We start from the raw sequence: 19660 nt of genomic DNA on the forward strand, positions 1-19660 counted from the left end.
CCCGACCACCTCGTGGCTCCCGGCCGAGCCCTCCGCGCACGCGGAATCTCCGACCACCCCGTGGCCCCCGGCCGAGCCCTCCGCGCACGCGGAATCTCCGACCACCCCGTGGCCCCCGGCCGAGCCCTCCGCGCACGCGGAATCCGCGACCACCTCGTGGCCCCCGGCCGACGCTTCCGCGCACGCACAGCCCCCGACCGCCCCCTGGCCCCCGGCCGATTCCTCCGCCGCCTGGCCGTCCGCCGGCGTCTCGTCCCCGGCCGCTGCCTGGCCCCCTGACGCCCAGACCGCCACCTGGCCCCCCACCACCCCGACCTCGGCCTTCCCCGCCGCCGCCCCCTGGCCCCCCGCCGACCCCGCACCGTCCCGCAGTGGGCCCAGTCGGCGGCTGCTCTGGTCTGTCATCGTCGGGGCGGCGGCGGCCGGGATCGCGGTGAGTCTGGTGCTGGCTCTGGTGGTCGGGAAGGACGACGGCGACGACCGGAGCCAGAAGGCGCAGGGGCACACCTCCGCTCCCGTGACCCGTAGCCCGAGCCCCCTCAGCAGTTCGCCCACCCCCTCCCCGTCGCCGAGCGCGCCCCCCGCCGGATACGAGCTGCGGGACGACGACGAGGGGTTCCGGGTGGCCGTGCCCGAAGGGTGGACGCGGGCGACCGTGCCGTCCGAGTACGGGATGGCCGTCGTGAACTTCCGCAGCCCCGACCGGGAACGCAGGCTCCAGGTGTACGAGGTGTCGGAGGCGAACCCGGAGGCGTCCTTCGACCTGTACCTCTCCGACCAGACCGCCAAGCCGCGCGGATTCGAGGAGCTGGCGCTGACCAAGCTGGACGACGGGGACTTCACCGGCTCCCGGCTGGAGTACCTCGCGGACACGATCCGGAACGAGCCCGAGGTCGGCACCTGGCACGTCTACGACGAACGTTTCGTCGCCGCCGACGGCAAGATCTACGCCCTCGCCGCGTACGGCCCGGACGCCGACGGCAGGAAGGACGAGCTGGACCTCCTCACCACCGCGCTCGCCTGGTTCTGCCCGCCGGGCATGAACTGCGACCCCTCCGGGAACGCGGCGCTGGACTGATCGAATCGACCCGGTTCGCGGGAGTGCGTACCGTCGTCGTGATCTACGCCACCCCCAGACGCCCGATTCCTCCGCCTTTCTCCAGTAATTTCCGTGACCCAGCACACTTTCGGCCATCGAATGCGCATGTGTTTCACCGGCCGAGGGCATGCGGTCATCCGCCCGGACGTGGCAGCTCTGTCACACAGGGCGTCTGAACAGGAACGGAAGGCAAAACCGATCATGGCGGACAGAACGGAACGAGCGGCCGAGGCCACCATCCACGCCGGTGGCGAGTGGCTGGAAGCGGACTCCGGTGCGACCCGCGAGATCCTCGACCCGGCGGACGGCAGGCCCTTCGCCGTCGTCGCCGAGGGCGGGACCGAGGACGTCGACCGGGCGGTGGCCGCCGCCCGCCGCGCGTTCGACGAGGGCCCCTGGCCGCACACCCCGGTCGCCGAGCGCGCCGCCCTGCTGCGCCGCGTCGCGGACCTGCTGGTCCGCGACCGCGAGGAGCTGGGCCTGCTGGAGAGCCGGGACGCGGGCAAGACCGTCGAGGAGGGCCGCGTCGACATCGACTGCGTCGCCGACGCCTTCCGCTACTTCGCGGACCTGGCCGCCGCCGAGACGCCCGGCCGGGTGGTCGACGCGGGCTCGCCCGACATCCACAGCGTCGTCGTGCACGAGCCGGTCGGTGTGTGCTCGCTGATCACCCCGTGGAACTATCCGCTGCTCCAGGCAAGCTGGAAGGTCGCCCCGGCGCTCGCCGCCGGCAACACCTTCGTGATCAAGCCCAGCGAGATCACCCCGATGACCACGATCGCGCTCATCGAGCTGCTGGTGGAGGCCGGACTCCCCGAGGGCGTCGCGGGCCTGGTCACCGGCCCCGGCCACACCGTCGGCGCCCGCATGGCCGACCACCCCGACGTCGACCTCGTCTCCTTCACCGGCGGCCTGGTCAGCGGCGTCAAGGTGGCCCAGGCCGCCGCGCCGAGCGTGAAGAAGGTCGCCCTGGAACTCGGCGGCAAGAACCCCAACGTGGTCTTCGCCGACGCCTGCGCCACCGAGGAGGGCTTCGACACCGCCGTCGACCAGGCCCTGAACGCCGCGTTCATCCACAGCGGCCAGGTCTGCTCGGCCGGCGGACGCCTCATCGTCGAGGAGTCCGTCCGGGACCGCTTCGTCGCCGAACTCGCGAGCCGCGCCCGGAAGATCAGGCTCGGCCGCGGCACCGTACCCGGCGTCGAGTGCGGACCGCTCGTCTCCGAGCAGCAGCGCGCCAAGACCGAGGACTTCGTCGCCTCCGCGCTCGCCGAGGGCGCGCGCCTGGTCTGCGGCGGCAAGCGCCCCGAGCCCACCGCCGACCGCCCCGAGTCCGGCTACTTCTACGAGCCGACCGTCCTCGACCACTGCCACCGCGAGATGCGCGTCGTGCGGGAGGAGGTCTTCGGACCCGTCCTCACCGTCGAGACCTTCCGCACCGAGGACGAGGCCGTCGCCCTCGCCAACGACACCGAGTACGGCCTCGCCGGCGCCGTCTGGACCGCCGACCCCGGCCGCGCCCGGCGCGTCGCCGCCCGGCTGCGGCACGGCACCGTGTGGATCAACGACTTCCACCCCTACCTGCCGCAGGCGGAGTGGGGCGGCTTCGGCAAGAGCGGCACCGGCCGCGAACTGGGCGCCGCCGGCCTCGCCGAGTACCGCGAGACCAAGCACGTGTACCAGAACCTCGCCCCGAGCCCGGTGCGCTGGTTCGCCGGCTGACCCCCTCAAGACCTCCGCGTACGACCTCCCTGCCCCCAGGAGTCAGACACCCCATGCCCGAACACACCCACGAGTACGACTACGTCGTCGTCGGCGGCGGCACGGCGGGCTCCGTCATCGCCTCCCGCCTGACCGAGAACCCGGACGTCTCCGTCGCCGTCATCGAGGGCGGCCCGAGCGACGTCGACCGCGACGACGTCCTCACCCTGCGCCGCTGGATGGGCCTGCTCGGCGGCGACCTCGACTACGACTACCCGACCACCGAGCAGCCGCGCGGCAACTCCCACATCCGGCACAGCCGGGCCCGTGTGCTCGGCGGCTGCTCCTCGCACAACACCCTGATCTCGTTCAAGCCGCTCCCCTCCGACTGGGACGAGTGGGAGCGGGCCGGGGCGACCGGCTGGGGCGCCGTGCCGATGGAGGCGTACTTCGCCCGGCTGAAGAACAACATCGTCTCGGTGGACGAGAAGGACCGCAACGCCATCGCGCGGGACTTCGTGGACGCCGCGCAGTCCACGCTCGGGGTGCCGCGCGTCGAGGGCTTCAACAAGAAGCCGTTCACCGACGGCGTCGGCTTCTTCGACCTCTCCTACCACCCCGAGAACAACAAGCGCTCCTCCGCGTCCGTCGCCTACCTCCACCCGGTGATGGACGAGCGCCCCAACCTCCACCTCTTCCTGGAGACCTGGGCCTACAAGCTGGAGCTGGACGGCACCCGCGCCGAAGGCGTCCACGTGCGCACCAAGGACGGGCGGGAGCTGCTGGTCAAGGCGCGCAACGAGGTGGTCCTCTGCGCCGGCGCCGTCGACACCCCGCGTCTGCTGCTGCACTCGGGCATCGGCCCCCGCGCCGACCTGGAGGCCCTCGGCATCCCGGTGGTGCTGGATCTGCCCGGCGTGGGCGAGAACCTGCTCGACCACCCGGAGTCGGTCATCGTCTGGGAGACCCACGGACCCATCCCGGAGAACTCCGCGATGGACTCCGACGCGGGCCTGTTCGTCCGCCGCGACCCCGAACACGCGGGCCCGGACCTGATGTTCCACTTCTACCAGATCCCGTTCACGGACAACCCGGAGCGACTGGGTTACGAGCGGCCCGAGTTCGGCGTCTCCATGACCCCGAACATCCCCAAGCCCAAGAGCCGCGGCCGTCTCTACCTGACCAGTGCCGACCCCGAGGTCAAGCCCGCGCTGGACTTCCGGTACTTCACCGACGAGGACGACTACGACGCCAGGACCCTGGTCGACGGCATCCGCATCGCCCGCGAGGTGGCCAGGTCGGAGCCGCTGGCCCACTGGCTCAAGCGCGAGGTCTGCCCCGGACCCGAGGTCCAGGGCGACGAGGAGCTGAGCGAGTACGCGCGCAAGGTCGCGCACACCGTGTACCACCCGGCCGGCACCTGCAAGATGGGCGCCGCCGACGACGAACTCGCCGTGGTGGACCCCGAGTTGCGTGTCCGGGGTCTGAACGGCATCCGCATAGCCGACGCGTCCGTCTTCCCGACGATGACCGCGGTGAACCCGATGATCGGAGTGCTCATGGTCGGGGAGAAGGCCGTCGAACTGATCGGTGGTGACGCGCGATGACGCTCACCGTTCCCACCCGTAAGCCGCCCACCTCCGCCGAAGGGTCCGACGCGCCGGTGTTCGCCGTCGAGGGCCTGTGGAAGGTGTTCGGCCCCAAGCCCGAGCGCGTCCCGGCCGACCCGGAGCTGGCCGCGCTCGGCCCCGCCGAGCTGCGCGCTGAGACCGGCTGCACGGCCGCCGTACGGGACGTGTCCTTCGAGGTCCGCAAGGGCGAGGTCTTCGTCGTCATGGGCCTGTCCGGCTCCGGCAAGTCCACCCTGGTGCGCTGTCTGACCCGGCTGATCGAGCCCACCGCGGGCACCATCGCCATCGACGGCGAGGACGTACGCGCCATGGACCGCGGCCGGCTGCGCGAACTGCGCCGGCACCGCGCCGCGATGGTCTTCCAGCACTTCGGCCTGCTGCCGCACCGCACGGTCCTCGACAACGTCGCCTACGGCCTGGAGATCCAGGGCATGGGCCGCGCCGAGCGCCGCGAGAAGGCCGCCGAGGTCATCGCCAAGGTCGGCCTGGAGGGCTTCGAGAAGCGCCGTCCGGGCCAGCTCTCCGGCGGTCAGCGCCAGCGCGTCGGCCTCGCCCGCGCCCTCGCCGTCGACCCCGAGGTGCTGCTCTTCGACGAGCCGTTCAGCGCGCTCGACCCGCTGATCCGGCGCGACATGCAGGACGAGGTCGCCCGCCTGCACAGCGAAGAGGGCCGCACCATGGTCTTCATCACCCACGACCTCACCGAGGCCCTCAAGCTCGGCGACCGCATCGCCCTGATGCGCGACGGCCGTGTGGTCCAGCTCGGCACCCCCGAGGAGATCGTCAACTCCCCGGCCGACGACTACGTCCGCGAGTTCGTCCGCGACGTGCCGCGCGAGCAGGTGGTCACCTGCCGTACCGCCATGCGCCCCGCCTCCCTGGAGGAGGCCGGCAGCGGCCCCGCCGTACGCCCCGAGGCCCCGGTCGCCGAGGCCATCGAGGCCGTCGCCCGCGCGGGCGAGCCGGCCCGTGTGATGGACGACGGCACCTGCATGGGCGTCGTGGACTCCGACGCCCTGCTCAACGTGGTCGCGGGTACCGGCACGGCCGCCCCCGCCGAGCGGGAGGCCGAGCCCACCCTCGTGCCCGCCGCCCCCGAGCGCGAGGCGGTCTGATGGCCACGCTCACCGTGCCCGGCGCCCGGCGCGCCCTGCCCGGCCTGCTCAGGTCCCGCCCGGCGGCCAAGCTGCTCACGCTCGCCGTCGCCGCCGTGATCCTCGTCCCCCTGCTCGACAGCCGGTGGGGCAGCGGCCACTGGCCGCACGCGCTGACCGTCAGCCTCACCGGCCCGCTCGGCGACGCCAGCGACTGGGTGATGAACAACCGGGACACCCACCCGGTCTTCCTGTACTTCTTCGGCCACATCAGCAACGCGGTCGTGCTCTGCGTACGCGGTGTCTACCTCGCCCTGCTCGCCATGGGCTGGGTCGGCGTCACCGTGCTCGGCGCCCTGGTCGCCTGGCGGGTGGCCGGAGTGAAGCTGGCCGCCGGCACCGCCGTGGCGTTCCTCGCCTGCGGTGCGCTCGGTATGTGGCTGCCCACCATGCAGACGCTCGCGCTCATGGTGGCCGCCGTGCTCGCGTCCGTCGCCGTCGGTGTCCTGCTCGGCCTCGCCGCCGGGCTCTCCGACCGGCTGGACCGCGCGCTGCGCCCGGTGCTGGACACCATGCAGGTGCTCCCGGCCTTCGCCTATCTGCTGCCCGTGGTGCTGGTCTTCGGCATCGGCGTCCCCGCCGCCGTCCTCGCCACCGTGGTCTACGCGGCCCCGCCGATGGCGCGGCTCACCGCGCTCGGCCTGCGCGGCGCCGACCCCGAGGTGCTGGAGGCCGTCCGCTCGCTCGGCGCCACCCCGCGCCAGCGGCTGCTGACCGCCCGGATCCCGCTGGCCCGCAAGGAACTGCTGCTCGGCCTCAACCAGACGATCATGATGGCGCTGTCCATGGCCGTCATCGCCTCCGTCATCGGCGCCGGCGGCCTCGGTGACCGCGTCTACCAGGCCCTCGGCTCCGTCGACGTCGGCGCGGCCCTCGCGGCCGGCATCCCGATCGTGCTGCTCGCCATCGTCCTGGACCGGGTGACCGGCGCCGCCGGGCGGGCCGCCGACGACACCGGCGAGTCCCGCCGCGCGCTGTGGCTGCTCGCGCTCGCCGGCACCGCCGTCGCGGCGGTCGTGGCCCGGCTGCTCGGCCGCGCCGAGTGGCCCTCCGGCGCCACCCTGAACATCGCGGAGCCGGTCAACCACGCCGTCAACTGGATGACCGCGCACCTCTACTCCGGCGTCCCCGTCATCGGGGGCACCGCCGACTGGGCCGCGCACTTCACCACCTGGATGCTGGACCCGCTGCGCGACGGCCTGCGCGCGCTGCCCTGGTGGTCGGTGCTGCTCATCGTCGCCGCGCTGGCCTGGCTGATCGGCACCTGGCGCACCGCGCTGACCGCCACCCTCGCCATGGCCGCGATCGGCGTGCTCGGGGTGTGGGACTCCTCCCTCGACACCCTCTCCCAGGTGCTGGCCGCCGTCGCCGTCACCCTGGTCCTCGGCATCGCCACCGGTATCGCGGCCGCCCGCAGCGACCGGGTCGACCGGATGCTGCGCCCGGTGCTGGACGTGTTCCAGACCATGCCGCAGTTCGTCTACCTGATCCCGGTCGTCGCGCTGTTCGGCGTGGGCCGCGCCCCCGCCGTCGTCGCCGCCGTGGTGTACGCCCTCCCGGCCGTCGTCCGGATCACCGCGCAGGGCCTGCGCCAGGTGGACCCGGCCGCGCTGGAGTCCGCCCGTTCGCTCGGTGCCACCGGCCGCCAGCAGCTCTGGCAGGTCCAGCTCCCGCTGGCCCGGCGCTCGCTGCTGCTCGCGGTGAACCAGGGCGTGGTCCTGGTCCTCGCCGTCGTCATCATCGGCGGTCTGGTCGGCGCGGGCGCGCTCGGCTACGACGTCGCCTTCGGCCTCGCCCAGGGTGACCTCGCCACCGGCCTGGTCGCCGGTGCCGCGATCGTCTGCCTCGGCCTGATGCTCGACCGGGTCACCCAGCCCACCGGCCGCCGTACGAAGAAGGGAGCGTGACATGCGACTCCGTACGACTCTCTCGGTGAGCGTCGCCGCCGCGTCCGCGCTCGCCCTGCTCACCGGCTGCGGCGCGGCCGACATGACCAAGCAGGCCAGCCCGTTCGCCAACGCGGGCGGCGCCAAGAGCATGACCCTGTCCGTGCAGTCCTGGGTGGGCGCGCAGTCCAACGTGGCGGTCGCCAAGTACCTGCTGGAACACGAGCTGGGCTACCGCGTCGACACCGTCCAGGTCGACGAGATCCCCGCCTGGGACGCGCTCAGCCAGGGCCGCGTCGACGCCCTGCTGGAGGACTGGAGCCACCCCGAGCAGGAGAAGCGGTACGTCCACGACAAGAAGACCGTCTCCTACGCGGGCGGGCTCGGCGTCACCGGGCACATCGGCTGGTTCGTGCCGACGTACTTCGCCAAGCAGCACCCGGACATCACGGACTGGAAGAACCTCAACAAGTACGCCTCCCAGTTCCGCACCGCCGAGTCCGGCGGCAAGGGCCAGATCATGGACGGCTCCCCGGCCTACGTCACCCATGACAAGGCCCTGGTGAAGAACCTGAAGCTGAACTACCAGGTCGTCTTCGCCGGGTCCGAGGCCGCGCAGATCACCCAGATCAAGCAGTTCGCCAAGGAGAAGAAGCCCTTCCTCAGCTACTGGTACACCCCCCAGTGGCTGTTCAAGAAGGTCCCCATGACGGAGGTGAAGCTCCCGCCCTACAAGGAGGGCTGCGACACCGACACCGCGAAGATCACCTGCGCCTACCCCAAGACCCCGCTCCGCAAGTTCCTCAACGCCGACTTCGCCCGCTCCGGCGGCCAGGCAGCCGCGTTCCTGAAAAAGTTCCAGTGGACGACGGAGGACCAGAACGAGGTCTCCCTCATGATCGCCGAACAGAAACTCAGCCCGGAGGACGCCGCGAAGAAGTGGGTCGACGCGCATCCGGAGAAGTGGAAGCGCTGGCTTCCCTGATCCGACGGCGTCCGGCAGCGAGGCGCGGCCCCCAGCGGGTCGCGCCTCGGCGCTGTCCGGCTACTGGTGCTGCCCCGGCGTGTAATGCCCCGGCACCATCCGCGTCGTCACCGCGAAGCGGTTCCAGGCGTTGATCACTGTGATCGCGGCGATGAGGTGTGTCAGTTCGGGCTCGTCGAACTGCTTGGCGGCGCGTTCGTAGACGTCGTCCGGGACGAAGCCGTCGGTGAGGACGGTGATCGCTTCGGTCAGTTCCAGGGCCGCCGCCTCCCGCTCGGTGTAGAAGTGGCGGGACTCGTCCCAGGCGCTGAGCTGGATGATCCGCTCCACGCTCTCCCCGGCGGCCAGCGCGTCCTTGGTGTGCATGTCGAGGCAGAAGGCGCAGTGGTTGAGCTGGGAGGCGCGGATCTTGACCAGCTCCAGCAGCGTGGGGTCGACCCCCTTACGGGCGGCGGTGTCCAGGCGGACCATCGCCTTGTAGACCTCCGGCGCGTGCGCGGTCCAGGACAGGCGGGCAGGGTGTTCGGGGGCGTACTCGGTGGTGTTCTCCGTGGTCTCCATGCGTCCAGGCTAGGAGCGAAGCAGCCCAGGAGTATGGTCCATTCCCATGGCGGATTCATGGGCCAATCTGGGCATCGACCTGCACCTCGAACGTGCCGGGAGCAGCGGTCTGCGCCGGGGTCTCACCGACGCCCTGCGGGACGCCGTACGCACCGGCCGGCTCGCCGCCGGCACCCGGCTGCCGTCCTCCCGCACCCTGGCGGCGGACCTCGGGCTCGCCCGCAACACCGTCGCCGAGGCGTACGCCGATCTGGTCGCCGAGGGCTGGCTCACCGCCCGCCAGGGCTCCGGCACCCGGGTCGCCGAACGGGCCGTACCCGTGGCCGGGGCGGCGGGCGCGCCCGTCCGGCGCCGGACGCCCGGCCGCCCCACGCACAGCCTCGTCCCCGGTACCCCCGACCTCGCCGCCTTCCCCCGCACCGAGTGGCTGAGGGCGGCCCGCCGCGCCCTGACCCGCGCCCCCAACGACGCGCTGGGCTACGGCGATCCACGCGGCCGCCCCGAACTGCGCACCGCCGTCGCCGAGTACCTCGCCCGCGTCCGGGGCGTCCGCGCCGACCCCCACTCGGTGCTGATCACCGCCGGTTTCGGGCACGCCCTGCGCCTCCTCGGCACCGTGCTGCGCGGCCGGGGCGCCCGCACGGTGGCCGTCGAGTCGTACGGCCTGTTCGTGCACCACGACCTGCTCGCCGCGTCGGACCTGACGACCACCGCCCTGCCGTACGACGAACTCGGCACCGACACAACGGGATTGACCGACGAGGGGGCCGTACTCCTCACCCCCGCCCACCAGTTCCCCATGGGCACCCCGCTGCATCCCGACCGGCGCGCGGCCGTCGTCGACTGGGCGCGGCGGACCGGCGGGCTGATCCTGGAGGACGACTACGACGGCGAGTTCCGCTACGACCGCCAGTCCGTCGGCGCCCTCCAGGGCCTCGACCCGGACCGGGTGGTCTACCTCGGCACCGCCAGCAAGTCCCTCGCCCCCGGACTCCGCCTCGGCTGGATGGTGGTCCCCCCGGCCCTGCTGGCCGAGCTGACCAAGGCCAAGGGGCACAGCGACACCGTCGGGGTGCTGGACCAGCTGACGCTTGCCGAGTTCATCGCCTCGGGCGCCTACGACCGCCATGTCCGCGCCGCCCGCCTGCGCTACCGGCGCCGGCGGGACCAACTGGCCGCCGCCGTGGCCGGCCGGGCGCCGGAGGTGACGGTCACCGGGATCGCGGCCGGACTGCACGCCGTGCTGCGGCTGCCGCCCGGCACCGAGCAGGCGGTCGTGCAGGCCGCCCACTGGCAGGGTCTCGCCCTGCACGGCCTCTCCTTCCACCGCCACCCCCGGGCCGTCGCCGAGCCGCTGGACGCGCTGGTGGTGGGGTACGGGACCCCGCCGGAGAGCGCGTGGGCGGACGCGCTGGAGGCGCTGTGCCGGGCCCTGCCGTGACCCTCTCCGGGGGAGGCACGGCTCAGCCCACGCCCGCGCCTTCCCGGTCGGTGGCCGGACCGCCACCCGCGGCCTCCGGCGCCTCCCCGAACCGCGCCAGCGCCAGCGCCCCCGCCACCGCCACGACGAACCCCAGCACCGCGAGCGGACCGAGCCCCGCCCGCGTGCGGTCGCCCAGCCAGAGCACGCCCACCGCCGCCGGACCCAGGGTCTCGCCGAGGACCATCCCGGCCGTGGCCGTGGTCACCGAGCCGCGTTGCAGCGCCGAGGTCAGCAGCAGGAAGGCCGCGCCGCCGCCGAGGAGGAGGGCGTAGAGGGAGGGGTCGGTCAGCAGGGCGTACGGGTGGAGGGAGTCGATCAGGCGTACCGCGACCTCCACCACCCCGAAGCCGAACCCCGCGCCGAGGCCGAGGAGCAGCGCGCGCGGCCGCCCCGAGAGCCGGCCGCCCACCGCGCCGAGCAGCAGTACGCCCGCCGCCGTCGCGAGCAGCGCGTACGGCAGCCAGGCCGGCCCGTGGCGGTCGCCCTCCGCGCCCGAGGCCAGGCCGAGCAGCGCGAGCCCCGCGCACACCACGCCGACCGCCGTCCACTCCGGCCCGCTCAGCCGTACCCGCAGCAGCCGCGCCGCGACCACCGCCGTCACCGCGAGGCTCGCGGCCAGCGCGGCGCCCACCGCGTAGATCGGCACCGAGCGCAGCGCGAGGATCTGGAACACGAAGCCGAGCCCGTCCAGGGCGAGCCCCACCGCGTACCGCCACTGCCGGACCGCCCGCAGCAGCAGTGCCGCCTCTCCGCCGCCCTGTCCTCCGGCCGCCCGCGCGGCCACCGCCTGAAACACCGTGGCGGTACCGAAGCAGACCGCCGCGCCGAGCGCGCACACCATTCCAAAAAGCACAAAGCGACTGTAGGCGAACAGGCGTACGCGGGGGCGCCCTGCCGGAAACTCACACCGGTCTCTAGGCTGACTGCCGAACGCACCACCGACGGGGGAGAAGAGAACATGGCCGACGCCCGCGCACAACTGCGCTCCACCACGGTCGTCCTGGGCGGCATGGGGCTGCTCGCCGCCGCACTGACCGCGTGCTCCTCGTCCGACCCGGACAAGCGCTGCGTGGACCGCGACAGCTACAACGTGGCCAAGGGCTACCACGTGGTCTCCGACAAGAACTGCAAGTCGGGCTCCAGCGGCGGGGCCTACTACTACGGCGGCAAGAAGAAGGGCTCCTGGGTCCGCAGCGGCTCCTTCACCGCGCCCCGCAAGTCCGGCGGCGGCTCCGGCCGCTCGGGCGGCGACAGTGACGGTCACAGCGTGCACCGGGGCGGCTTCGGCAGCGGCCACGGCAGCTCCGGCGGCTGACCGGGCCGGGCCGCACCCATGGAACGCCGTACGATCACGCCCCGCCCCGACTGGCAGCGCACCGTCGAGGAACAGGGAATCGTCTACCCGCTCACCCGCCACCCCGACGGCTCCCTGCGCCCCTACTGGGACGAGAGCGCGTACTACGTCTTCTCGCTGCCCGAGGTGGATGCGCTGGAGGAGACCGTCGGGGAGCTGCACGCCATGTGCCTGGCCGCCGCCGGGCATCTGGTGGAGCACGGCCGGATCGCCGACCTCGGCATCACCGACCCGCGCGTGGCCGCCGCCGTCACCGAGTCCTGGCACCGACGTGCCGAACTGCCGTCCGTGTACGGCAGGTTCGACCTGCACTACGACGGCACCGGCCCGGCGAAGATGCTGGAGTACAACGCGGACACCCCGACCTCCCTGGTGGAGGCCGCGTCCGCGCAGTGGTTCTGGATGGAGGAGCGCTTCCCCGGCGCCGACCAGTGGAACTCGCTGCACGAGCGGCTCGTCGACAGCTGGCGCGAGCAGGCCAAGCTCCTCCCGCCGGGCGCCCCCCTGCACTTCGCGCACTCCTCGGCCGACGAACTCGGCGAGGACCTGATGACGGTCGCCTACCTCAAGGAGACCGCCGAGCAGGCCGGGCTCGACACCGACTGGCTCTCCATGGAGGAGATCGGCTGGGACACCCTCTCCGGCCGCTTCGTGGACAACCGGCTGAAGTTCATCCGCGCGATCTTCAAGCTGTACCCGTGGGAATGGCTCACCACCGACGAGTTCGCCGGGCACGTCCTGGACACCCTGGACAACGGCGGCGGCACCGGCAGCACCCTGTGGATCGAGCCCGCCTGGAAGATGCTGCTCAGCAACAAGGCCCTGCTGGCCATCCTCTGGGAGCTCTACCCCGGCCACCCCAACCTCCTCCCGGCCTACCTCGACGGCCCCCGCGAGCTGGCCGCCACCACCGGCTACGCCGCCAAGCCGCTGCTCGGCCGCGAGGGCGAGGGCGTCACCCTGCACCCGCCGGGCAGTCCAGCCCCGCCGGCGCCCGAGGAGACCTGCTGCTACCAGGCGCTCGCCCCGCTCCCCGTCTTCGACGGCAACCACGTCGTCCTCGGCGCCTGGGTCGTCGGCGACGAGGCGGCCGGGCTCGGCATCCGCGAGTCCTCGGGGCTGATCACCGACTCCTACGCCCGCTTCCTGCCACACGTGATCCTGTAGACCCCGCGCACACCCTCACCCACGGCCGGTACGCTGGTCGTGGGCCGTGACTGGCGCGCTGGGATGGGATGGACCATCGGGGAGCGGCCCGGGAGTCAGTGCCGTGCGCCTGGGCCGAACCGAACGCGACGACACACCGACGCCCTGTCCGGAGGCCCCCATGCCCGAGAATTCCGCCCCGTCCGGCTCCGCCGAGACCACCGCCTACCGCGCCGCGCTCGACGTCATCCGCGCGGTCGAGCCCCGCGTGGCCGACGCGATCGGCCAGGAGGTCCACGACCAGCGCGAGATGCTCAAGCTGATCGCCTCCGAGAACTACGCCTCCCCGGCCACCCTGCTGGCGATGGGCAACTGGTTCAGCGACAAGTACGCCGAGGGCACCGTCGGCCGCCGCTTCTACGCCGGCTGCCGCAACGTCGACACCGTCGAGTCCCTCGCCGCCGAGCACGCCCGCGAACTCTTCGGCGCCCGGCACGCCTACGTCCAGCCGCACTCCGGCATCGACGCCAACCTGGTCGCCTTCTGGGCCGTCCTCGCCGACCGGGTGGAGGTGCCGTTCCTGGAGAAGACCGGCGCCCGCCAGATCAACGAGCTGTCCGAGGCCGACTGGGCCGAGCTGCGCCAGGCGTTCGGCAACCAGCGCATGCTCGGCATGTCCCTGGACGCGGGCGGCCACCTCACCCACGGCTTCCGCCCCAACATCAGCGGCAAGATGTTCGACCAGCGCTCCTACGGCACCGACCCGGCCACCGGCCTGATCGACTACGAGGCGCTGCGCGCCCAGGCCCGTGAGTTCCGCCCGCTGATCCTGGTCGCCGGGTACTCCGCGTACCCGCGCCTGGTGAACTTCCGGATCATGCGGGAGATCGCGGACGAGGTCGGCGCTACCCTCATGGTCGACATGGCGCACTTCGCCGGCCTGGTCGCGGGCAAGGTGCTCACCGGCGACTTCGATCCGGTGCCGCACGCCCAGATCGTCACCACCACCACCCACAAGTCGCTGCGCGGCCCGCGCGGCGGCATGGTCCTGTGCGACGACTCCCTCAAGGACCAGGTCGACCGGGGCTGCCCGATGGTGCTCGGCGGCCCGCTGCCGCACGTCATGGCCGCCAAGGCGGTCGCCCTGGCCGAGGCCCGGCAGCCCTCCTTCCAGGACTACGCCCAGCGGGTCGTCGACAACTCCCGCGCGCTCGCCGAGGGCCTGATGAAGCGCGGCGCCACCCTGGTCACCGGCGGCACCGACAACCACCTCAACCTGATCGACGTGGCCGCCTCCTACGGCCTCACCGGCCGCCAGGCCGAGGCCGCCCTGCTGGACTCCGGCATCGTCACCAACCGCAACGCCATCCCCGCCGACCCCAACGGCGCCTGGTACACCTCCGGCATCCGCATCGGCACCCCCGCGCTGACCACCCGCGGCCTCGGCACGGCCGAGATGGACGAGGTGGCGGCCCTGATCGACCGAGTCCTCACCACCACGGAACCGGGCACCACGAAGTCCGGCGCCCCGTCGAAGGCCCAGCACATCCTGGACACCAAGACGTCGGACGAGATCGCGAAGCGAGCAACAGACCTGGTGGCAGCCTTCCCGCTGTACCCGGAGATCGACCTGGGCTGAGCGCTCGCGGGGCGCGGGGAACTGCGCGACGAGCCACGACGGCGCCGCAGTCCCCCGCGCACCGCCACAGCCCCCCACCTAGGCGCCACACCCACCTCCGCCTCTGCGAGAATGGGCACCATGGCCCCCGCTGAAAAGAAGCCTCGCGTCCTCTCTGGAATCCAGCCCACCGCAGGCTCGTTCCACCTCGGCAACTACCTCGGTGCCGTCCGCCAGTGGGTGGCCCTCCAGGAGACGCACGACGCGTTCTACATGGTCGTCGACCTGCACGCGATCACGCTCCCGCAGGACCCGAAGGACCTCCGCGCCAACACCCGCCTCGCCGCGGCCCAGCTCCTCGCGGCCGGTCTTGACCCCGACCGCTGCACCCTCTTCGTGCAGAGCCACGTCCCCGAGCACGCCCAGCTCGCCTGGGTCATGAACTGCCTCACCGGCTTCGGCGAGGCGTCCCGCATGACCCAGTTCAAGGACAAGGCGGCCAAGCAGGGCGCCGACCGGGCCAGCGTCGGCCTCTTCACGTACCCGATCCTCCAGGTCGCGGACATCCTGCTGTACAACGCGGACGAGGTGCCGGTCGGCGAGGACCAGCGCCAGCACGTCGAGCTGACCCGTGACCTCGCGGACCGTTTCAACGGCCGGTTCGGCGAGACCTTCACCAGCCCGAGGCCGTACATCCTCAAGGAGACGGCGAAGATCTACGACCTCCAGGACCCGGCGGTCAAGATGAGCAAGTCGGCGTCCACGCCGAAGGGCCTCATCAACCTGCTGGACGACCCGAAGACGACGGCGAAGAAGGTGAAGAGCGCGGTCACCGACACCGACACGGTGATCCGCTTCGACCGGGAGAACAAGCCCGGCGTGAGCAACCTCCTCACCATCCACTCCACCCTCACCGGCACCCCGGTCGCGGACCTGGAGCAGGAGTACGAGGGCAAGATGTACGGCGCCCTCAAGACCGACCTCGCCGAGATCATGGTCGCCTTCGTCACCCCCTTCCGGGAGCGCACCCAGCAGTACCTGGAGGACACCGAGACGCTGGACTCGATCCTCGCCAAGGGCGCCGAGAAGGCCCGCGCGGTGGCCGCCGAGACCCTGGCACTGGCGTACGACCGGGTCGGTTTCCTGCCCGCGAAGCACTGACCGGCCCTGACCGGTGACCACCGGGCGTCCGGGGGCGCACAGCCGCTCCCGGACGTGCGACCCGCACGCGTGTCCGGTGGGGGAGAGCGCCGTACATCACTTCCGTTGCGCCTGCCCTGCGGACACCCGTGGCCGTACAGTCGATAGCCGAAGGCCGCACGCGGGGACGGCCCACAGAACAGAAACGCGACGACAGGAGACGACGTGGGGATCGTAACGATCGGCGTGTCGATCGCGGTCCCGGAGCCTCACGGCAGCCTGCTCCAGCAGCGGCGCGCGGGCTTCGGTGACCCCGCCGCGCTCAGCATCCCCACGCACATCACCCTGCTGCCGCCGACCGAGGTCGAGGAGGCGGACCTCGCCGCCATCGACGCCCACCTCGCCGAGGTCGCCACGGCCGGCCGCCCCTTCCCGATGCGCCTTTCCGGCACCGGCACCTTCCGCCCGCTCTCGCCCGTGGTCTACGTCCGGATCGAGCAGGGCGCCGAGGAGTGCACCGAACTCCAGCAGCGTGTGCGGGACGCCTCCGGGCCGGTGCCGCGCGAGCTGGCGTTCCCCTACCACCCGCACGTCACCGTGGCGCACGGCATCGAGGAGGCGGCGATGGACCGCGCCTTCGAGGAGCTGGCCGGGTTCGAGGCGGCCTGGCCGTGTGCCGGGTTCGCGCTGTACGAGCAGGGCGGGGACGGGGTGTGGCGCAAGCTGCGCGACTACCCCTTCGGCGCCAACGTCGTGCCCAGCCAGAGCGGTCCCGCCGAGCGCGACCCCATCGCCAGCCGCTGAGCCCTCTCAGACCGGCAGTCTGCGGAACAGCGCGCGCGGCGCGTGCCGCAGGAGCGACATCACCGGGCGCAGCGCGCCGGGCACCCACACCGTCTCCGAGCCCCGGCGCAGGCCGAGTTCGACGGCGGCGGCCACCTCCTCCGGGGTGGTGGAGAGCGGTCCGGGCGCCAGGTGCGCGGTCTTGCCGGTGCGCACGAAGCCGGGGCGTACCACCAGCACCCGCACGCCCGTCCCGTACAGCGCGTCGCCGAGGCCCTGCGCGAAGGTGTCCAGGCCGGCCTTGCTGGAGCCGTAGATGAAGTCCGAGCGGCGGGCGCGTTCGGCGGCCACCGAGGAGAGGACCACCAGCGAGCCGTGGCCCTGGTCCTGGAGGGCGCCGGCGGCGACCAGACCTGCGGAGACCGCGCCGGTGTAGTTGGTGGCGGCGACCCGGACCGCGCGCAGCGGCTCCCGCTCGTCCCGCGCCTGGTCCCCGAGCACCCCGAAGGCGAGCAGCACCATGTCGACGGTGCCCTCGGCGAACACCTTGCCGAGCACCGTCTCGTGGGACTCCGGGTCCAGCGCGTCGAAGGCGACGGTACGTACGTCGGCGCCGAGCGCGGCCAGCCGGCCGGCCGCGCGGTCGAGCGCCGGGCCGGGGCGCCCCGCGAGCCACACGGTGCGGGTGCGGCGGGCGATGAGGCGGCGCGCGGTGGCCAGCGCGATCTCCGAGGTGCCGCCGAGGACGAGCAGGGACTGGGGAGGACCGCAGACAGCAGACATGCGGGTGACCGTATCGTCCGCATATGGCGGAGTGTCCGCACGGCGGCGCCGGGCTCCCCGCAATGGGTGATTAGTGGGACGCGGCCCGGTCCGGCACCATCCGGGGTACGGGCACATGGAGTTCCCGCGAAAAGGGCAGAGGCGGATCATGGACTGGCTGAAAAAGCTGCCCGGCATCGGGCCGCTCGTGACCTGGTTGATGACCACGCACGCGTGGCGCTCGTACGCGCGTCTGGACCGGGTGAACTGGACCTGGCTGGCCGCGGCCATGACGTTCGTCAGTTTCATCGCCCTGTTCCCGCTGCTGACGGTCGCCGCGGCGGTCGCGGCGGCCACGCTCGACCCGGCCCGGCAGAAGACGGTCGAGAAGAACATCGCCGCCCAGTTCCCGGGGCTCGCCGACCAGCTCGACCTGAACGGGCTGGTGCAGAACGCGGGCACGGTCGGGCTGATCGCCGGTGCGGCCCTGCTGTTCACCGGTATCGGCTGGGTCGGCCAGATCCGGGACTGCCTGCGCGCGGTGTGGGAGCTGCCCGAGCGGGACGGCAACCCGATCGTGCTGAAGCTGAAGGACGCCGGGGTGCTGATCGGGCTCGGCGGCGCCCTGCTGGTGACGCTGGCCGCCTCCACGCTCGCCTCGGCCGCGATCGGCAGGCTGGCGTCGTCGATAGGGCTCGACGAGCACAGCTGGGGCACCGTGCTGCTGCGGATCGCCGCGTTCGCCGTCGCCGTCCTCGCCGACTTCCTGGTGCTGCTGTACGTACTGAGCCTGCTGCCCGGGGTCGAACCGCCGCGCCGCCGCCTGCTGGTGGCGGCCCTGCTCGGCGCGGTCGGCTTCGAACTCCTCAAGCTGCTGCTGAGCGGCTACATCCAGGGCGTAGCCGCGAAGAGCGTGTACGGCGCCTTCGGCGTGCCGGTCGCCCTGCTGCTGTGGATCAACTTCACCTCGAAGCTGATCCTTTACTGCGCCGCCTGGACGGCGACGCGCAGCGACGAGGGGAAGGTCACGGACGCTGCCGCCGACGCATCAGATCAGGCAGCGGCCAACGGCGGTTGACCAGGAAGACCGCACCGCCCAGCAGCACCAGCAGCCCGGTGGCGATGGCCAGCGCGGTGCCGGCGCCCCGGGAGCCGCCGCTCTGCGCGGTGTCGCCCTTCACCGGCTCGGACCCGGCGTTCGCGGTGCCCTGCGGGGCACCGGTGGCGTTGGCGCTGGGCGCGCCGCTCGGCCGCGCGCTCGGGGTGGCGTTCAGCGGCCGGACGAGCACGCCGACCGGCTTGACCTTGCCGGCCGCCTTGAAGCCCCAGTCGAAGAGCTGGGCGGTCTCCTTGTAGACCTCGTCGTGCTCGTGCTTCTCCGGGTTCATCACGGTGACCAGCAGCACCTTGCCGCCGCGCTCGGCGACCCCGGTGAAGGTGGCGCCCGCGTTGGTGGTGTTGCCGTTCTTCACCCCGGCGATGCCCGGATAGACGGAGGTGTCCGTGTCGCCGCTCAGCAGCCGGTTGGTGTTCTGGATCTCGAAGGTCTCGCGGGTGGGCTTGCCCTTGCCCTTGCTCGTGGTCGCGCCGGGGAACTTGGCGCGCACGGTGGAGCAGTACTCCCGGAAGTCCTTCTTCTGCAGCCCGGAGCGGGCGAACAGGGTGAGGTCGTACGCCGAGGAGTACTGCCGCGGGGCGTCGTAGCCGTCGGGGCTGACCACGTGGGTGTCGCCGGCCTGGAGGGCGTCGGCGTGGGCCTGCATGTCCTTGACGGTCTGCGGGACACCGCCGTTCATCGCGGAGAGCACATGGACGGCGTCGTTGCCGGAGCGCAGGAAGACACCGAGCCACAGGTCGTGGACGGTGTACGTCTCGTTCTCCTTTATCCCGACCATGCTGGACCCGGCGCCGATCCCGGCGAGGTCGGTGGGCACCACCTGATGGCGCTGGTCCCTCGGGAAGCGGGGCAGCACGGTGTCCGCGAACAGCATCTTCAGGGTGCTCGCCGGGGGGAGCCGCCAGTGCGCGTTGTGCGAGGCGAGGACGTCGCCGCTCTCGGCGTCGGTGACGATCCAGGAGCGCGCGGTCAGGCCCTTGGGCAGCACGGGCACGCCCGTCGCGAGGTTCACCTGTGTACCGGGCACGCCGAGACGGGCGCCGCCGACCTGCGACATGCGGGCCGGGGGAGCGGCGGTGGGACTGCCGGACGGCTTGGGTGCGGCGAAGGCTGACGGGGCGAGGCCGGAGACGGTCAGCAGTGCGGCGGATGTGATCAACAGGGATCGCTGAGCGATCTTCATTGGTGCGGACACGATCGAGAACGTACCTGCCACGGGCTGTGAAGTCCCGCCTCCCGC

Annotated in this window: 17 protein-coding genes and 1 riboswitch; of the genes, 13 read left to right on the forward strand and 4 right to left on the reverse strand. The window is 72.4% G+C overall.

What is annotated here, in order from left to right; all coding sequences use genetic code 11:
• Positions 1 to 433 precede the first annotated feature (433 nt).
• From D0Z67_RS17800 to D0Z67_RS17825, 6 genes are all read left to right on the forward strand, one after another.
• Positions 434 to 1078 carry a hypothetical protein gene (locus D0Z67_RS17800; RefSeq protein ID WP_037774798.1) on the forward strand — a complete coding sequence of 215 codons (645 nt, stop codon included), beginning with the start codon at positions 434 to 436 and terminating at the stop codon, positions 1076 to 1078.
• Positions 1079 to 1300: 222 nt separating this feature from the next.
• The gene (locus D0Z67_RS17805; protein WP_031180776.1) at positions 1301 to 2821 is read left to right on the forward strand and encodes an aldehyde dehydrogenase family protein; all 1521 of its coding nucleotides are present in this window, start codon (positions 1301 to 1303) and stop codon (positions 2819 to 2821) included.
• A 53-nt stretch (positions 2822 to 2874) separates the two neighbouring features.
• The gene (locus D0Z67_RS17810; protein WP_031180775.1) at positions 2875 to 4407 is read left to right on the forward strand and encodes a GMC family oxidoreductase; all 1533 of its coding nucleotides are present in this window, start codon (positions 2875 to 2877) and stop codon (positions 4405 to 4407) included.
• Positions 4404 to 5546, forward strand: coding sequence for a quaternary amine ABC transporter ATP-binding protein (locus D0Z67_RS17815; RefSeq protein ID WP_031180774.1), 1143 nt, complete (start codon positions 4404 to 4406; stop codon positions 5544 to 5546). The genes D0Z67_RS17810 and D0Z67_RS17815 overlap by 4 nt, the downstream gene beginning before the upstream one ends.
• The gene (locus D0Z67_RS17820) at positions 5546 to 7492 is read left to right on the forward strand and encodes an ABC transporter permease (protein WP_031180773.1); all 1947 of its coding nucleotides are present in this window, start codon (positions 5546 to 5548) and stop codon (positions 7490 to 7492) included. The genes D0Z67_RS17815 and D0Z67_RS17820 overlap by 1 nt, the downstream gene beginning before the upstream one ends.
• Before the next feature lies 1 nt (position 7493).
• Complete coding sequence (locus D0Z67_RS17825; protein WP_031180772.1) at positions 7494 to 8456, forward strand: ABC transporter substrate-binding protein; 963 nt, start codon at positions 7494 to 7496, stop codon at positions 8454 to 8456.
• Between the two features lie 60 nt (positions 8457 to 8516).
• On the opposite strand, the gene D0Z67_RS17830 is transcribed toward D0Z67_RS17825, so the two are convergent.
• A complete protein-coding gene (locus D0Z67_RS17830; RefSeq protein ID WP_031180771.1) occupies positions 8517 to 9017 on the reverse strand; it encodes a carboxymuconolactone decarboxylase family protein in 501 nt (166 codons plus the stop codon).
• Positions 9018 to 9063: 46 nt separating this feature from the next.
• Here D0Z67_RS17830 and pdxR point away from each other — a divergent pair, with 46 nt between their 5' ends.
• Entirely contained in the window at positions 9064 to 10458 is a 1395-nt protein-coding gene (pdxR, locus tag D0Z67_RS17835; protein WP_031180770.1) for a MocR-like pyridoxine biosynthesis transcription factor PdxR, read from the forward strand.
• Between the two features lie 22 nt (positions 10459 to 10480).
• Here pdxR and D0Z67_RS17840 read toward each other — a convergent pair whose 3' ends face one another.
• On the reverse strand, positions 10481 to 11341 hold the full coding sequence (locus D0Z67_RS17840) for a DMT family transporter (RefSeq protein ID WP_037774795.1): 861 nt from the start codon (positions 11339 to 11341) through the stop codon (positions 10481 to 10483).
• 117 nt (positions 11342 to 11458) lie between these two features.
• On the opposite strand from D0Z67_RS17840, the gene D0Z67_RS17845 reads away from it, so the two are divergent.
• The 5 genes from D0Z67_RS17845 to D0Z67_RS17865 all read left to right on the forward strand — a co-directional run bounded on the left by D0Z67_RS17845 (position 11459) and on the right by D0Z67_RS17865 (position 16562).
• Positions 11459 to 11815, forward strand: a complete 357-nt coding sequence (locus tag D0Z67_RS17845) for a hypothetical protein (RefSeq protein ID WP_031180768.1) — start codon at positions 11459 to 11461, stop codon at positions 11813 to 11815.
• A gap of 18 nt (positions 11816 to 11833) precedes the next feature.
• On the forward strand, positions 11834 to 13021 hold the full coding sequence (locus tag D0Z67_RS17850; protein ID WP_031180767.1) for a glutathionylspermidine synthase family protein: 1188 nt from the start codon (positions 11834 to 11836) through the stop codon (positions 13019 to 13021).
• A gap of 36 nt (positions 13022 to 13057) precedes the next feature.
• A riboswitch (ZMP/ZTP riboswitch) is annotated at positions 13058 to 13143 on the forward strand.
• A gap of 38 nt (positions 13144 to 13181) precedes the next feature.
• Complete coding sequence (locus tag D0Z67_RS17855) at positions 13182 to 14639, forward strand: glycine hydroxymethyltransferase (protein WP_031180766.1); 1458 nt, start codon at positions 13182 to 13184, stop codon at positions 14637 to 14639.
• Between the two features lie 111 nt (positions 14640 to 14750).
• Positions 14751 to 15779: a tryptophan--tRNA ligase gene (gene trpS, locus D0Z67_RS17860; protein WP_382848434.1), complete on the forward strand. Its 1029-nt coding sequence runs from the start codon at positions 14751 to 14753 to the stop codon at positions 15777 to 15779.
• 204 nt (positions 15780 to 15983) lie between these two features.
• On the forward strand, positions 15984 to 16562 hold the full coding sequence (locus D0Z67_RS17865) for a 2'-5' RNA ligase family protein (RefSeq protein ID WP_031180764.1): 579 nt from the start codon (positions 15984 to 15986) through the stop codon (positions 16560 to 16562).
• A gap of 6 nt (positions 16563 to 16568) precedes the next feature.
• On the opposite strand, the gene D0Z67_RS17870 is transcribed toward D0Z67_RS17865, so the two are convergent.
• Positions 16569 to 17324, reverse strand: coding sequence for a decaprenylphospho-beta-D-erythro-pentofuranosid-2-ulose 2-reductase (locus D0Z67_RS17870; protein WP_031180763.1), 756 nt, complete (start codon positions 17322 to 17324; stop codon positions 16569 to 16571).
• Between the two features lie 148 nt (positions 17325 to 17472).
• Here D0Z67_RS17870 and D0Z67_RS17875 point away from each other — a divergent pair, with 148 nt between their 5' ends.
• Positions 17473 to 18381, forward strand: coding sequence for a YihY/virulence factor BrkB family protein (locus D0Z67_RS17875; RefSeq protein WP_031180762.1), 909 nt, complete (start codon positions 17473 to 17475; stop codon positions 18379 to 18381).
• Here the strand turns inward: D0Z67_RS17875 and D0Z67_RS17880 are convergent.
• Positions 18329 to 19615, reverse strand: a complete 1287-nt coding sequence (locus D0Z67_RS17880) for a D-alanyl-D-alanine carboxypeptidase family protein (protein ID WP_244942369.1) — start codon at positions 19613 to 19615, stop codon at positions 18329 to 18331. The genes D0Z67_RS17875 and D0Z67_RS17880 overlap by 53 nt on opposite strands.
• Positions 19616 to 19660: the final 45 nt, after the last annotated feature.

This window comes from Streptomyces seoulensis (genome assembly GCF_004328625.1).
In the GTDB taxonomy this organism is placed as follows: Bacteria; Actinomycetota; Actinomycetes; order Streptomycetales; family Streptomycetaceae; genus Streptomyces; species Streptomyces seoulensis.

Coding starts and splice junctions, on each gene's coding strand:
- D0Z67_RS17805 (WP_031180776.1), top strand. CDS start 1,301: ATGGCGGACAGAACGGAACGAGCGGCCGAGGCCACCATCCACGCCGGT.
- D0Z67_RS17810 (WP_031180775.1), top strand. CDS start 2,875: ATGCCCGAACACACCCACGAGTACGACTACGTCGTCGTCGGCGGCGGC.
- D0Z67_RS17815 (WP_031180774.1), top strand. CDS start 4,404: ATGACGCTCACCGTTCCCACCCGTAAGCCGCCCACCTCCGCCGAAGGG.
- D0Z67_RS17820 (WP_031180773.1), top strand. CDS start 5,546: ATGGCCACGCTCACCGTGCCCGGCGCCCGGCGCGCCCTGCCCGGCCTG.
- D0Z67_RS17825 (WP_031180772.1), top strand. CDS start 7,494: ATGCGACTCCGTACGACTCTCTCGGTGAGCGTCGCCGCCGCGTCCGCG.
- D0Z67_RS17830 (WP_031180771.1), bottom strand. CDS start 9,017: ATGGAGACCACGGAGAACACCACCGAGTACGCCCCCGAACACCCTGCC.
- pdxR (WP_031180770.1), top strand. CDS start 9,064: ATGGCGGATTCATGGGCCAATCTGGGCATCGACCTGCACCTCGAACGT.
- D0Z67_RS17840 (WP_037774795.1), bottom strand. CDS start 11,341: ATGGTGTGCGCGCTCGGCGCGGCGGTCTGCTTCGGTACCGCCACGGTG.
- D0Z67_RS17845 (WP_031180768.1), top strand. CDS start 11,459: ATGGCCGACGCCCGCGCACAACTGCGCTCCACCACGGTCGTCCTGGGC.
- D0Z67_RS17850 (WP_031180767.1), top strand. CDS start 11,834: ATGGAACGCCGTACGATCACGCCCCGCCCCGACTGGCAGCGCACCGTC.
- D0Z67_RS17855 (WP_031180766.1), top strand. CDS start 13,182: ATGCCCGAGAATTCCGCCCCGTCCGGCTCCGCCGAGACCACCGCCTAC.
- trpS (WP_382848434.1), top strand. CDS start 14,751: ATGGGCACCATGGCCCCCGCTGAAAAGAAGCCTCGCGTCCTCTCTGGA.
- D0Z67_RS17870 (WP_031180763.1), bottom strand. CDS start 17,324: ATGTCTGCTGTCTGCGGTCCTCCCCAGTCCCTGCTCGTCCTCGGCGGC.
- D0Z67_RS17875 (WP_031180762.1), top strand. CDS start 17,473: ATGGACTGGCTGAAAAAGCTGCCCGGCATCGGGCCGCTCGTGACCTGG.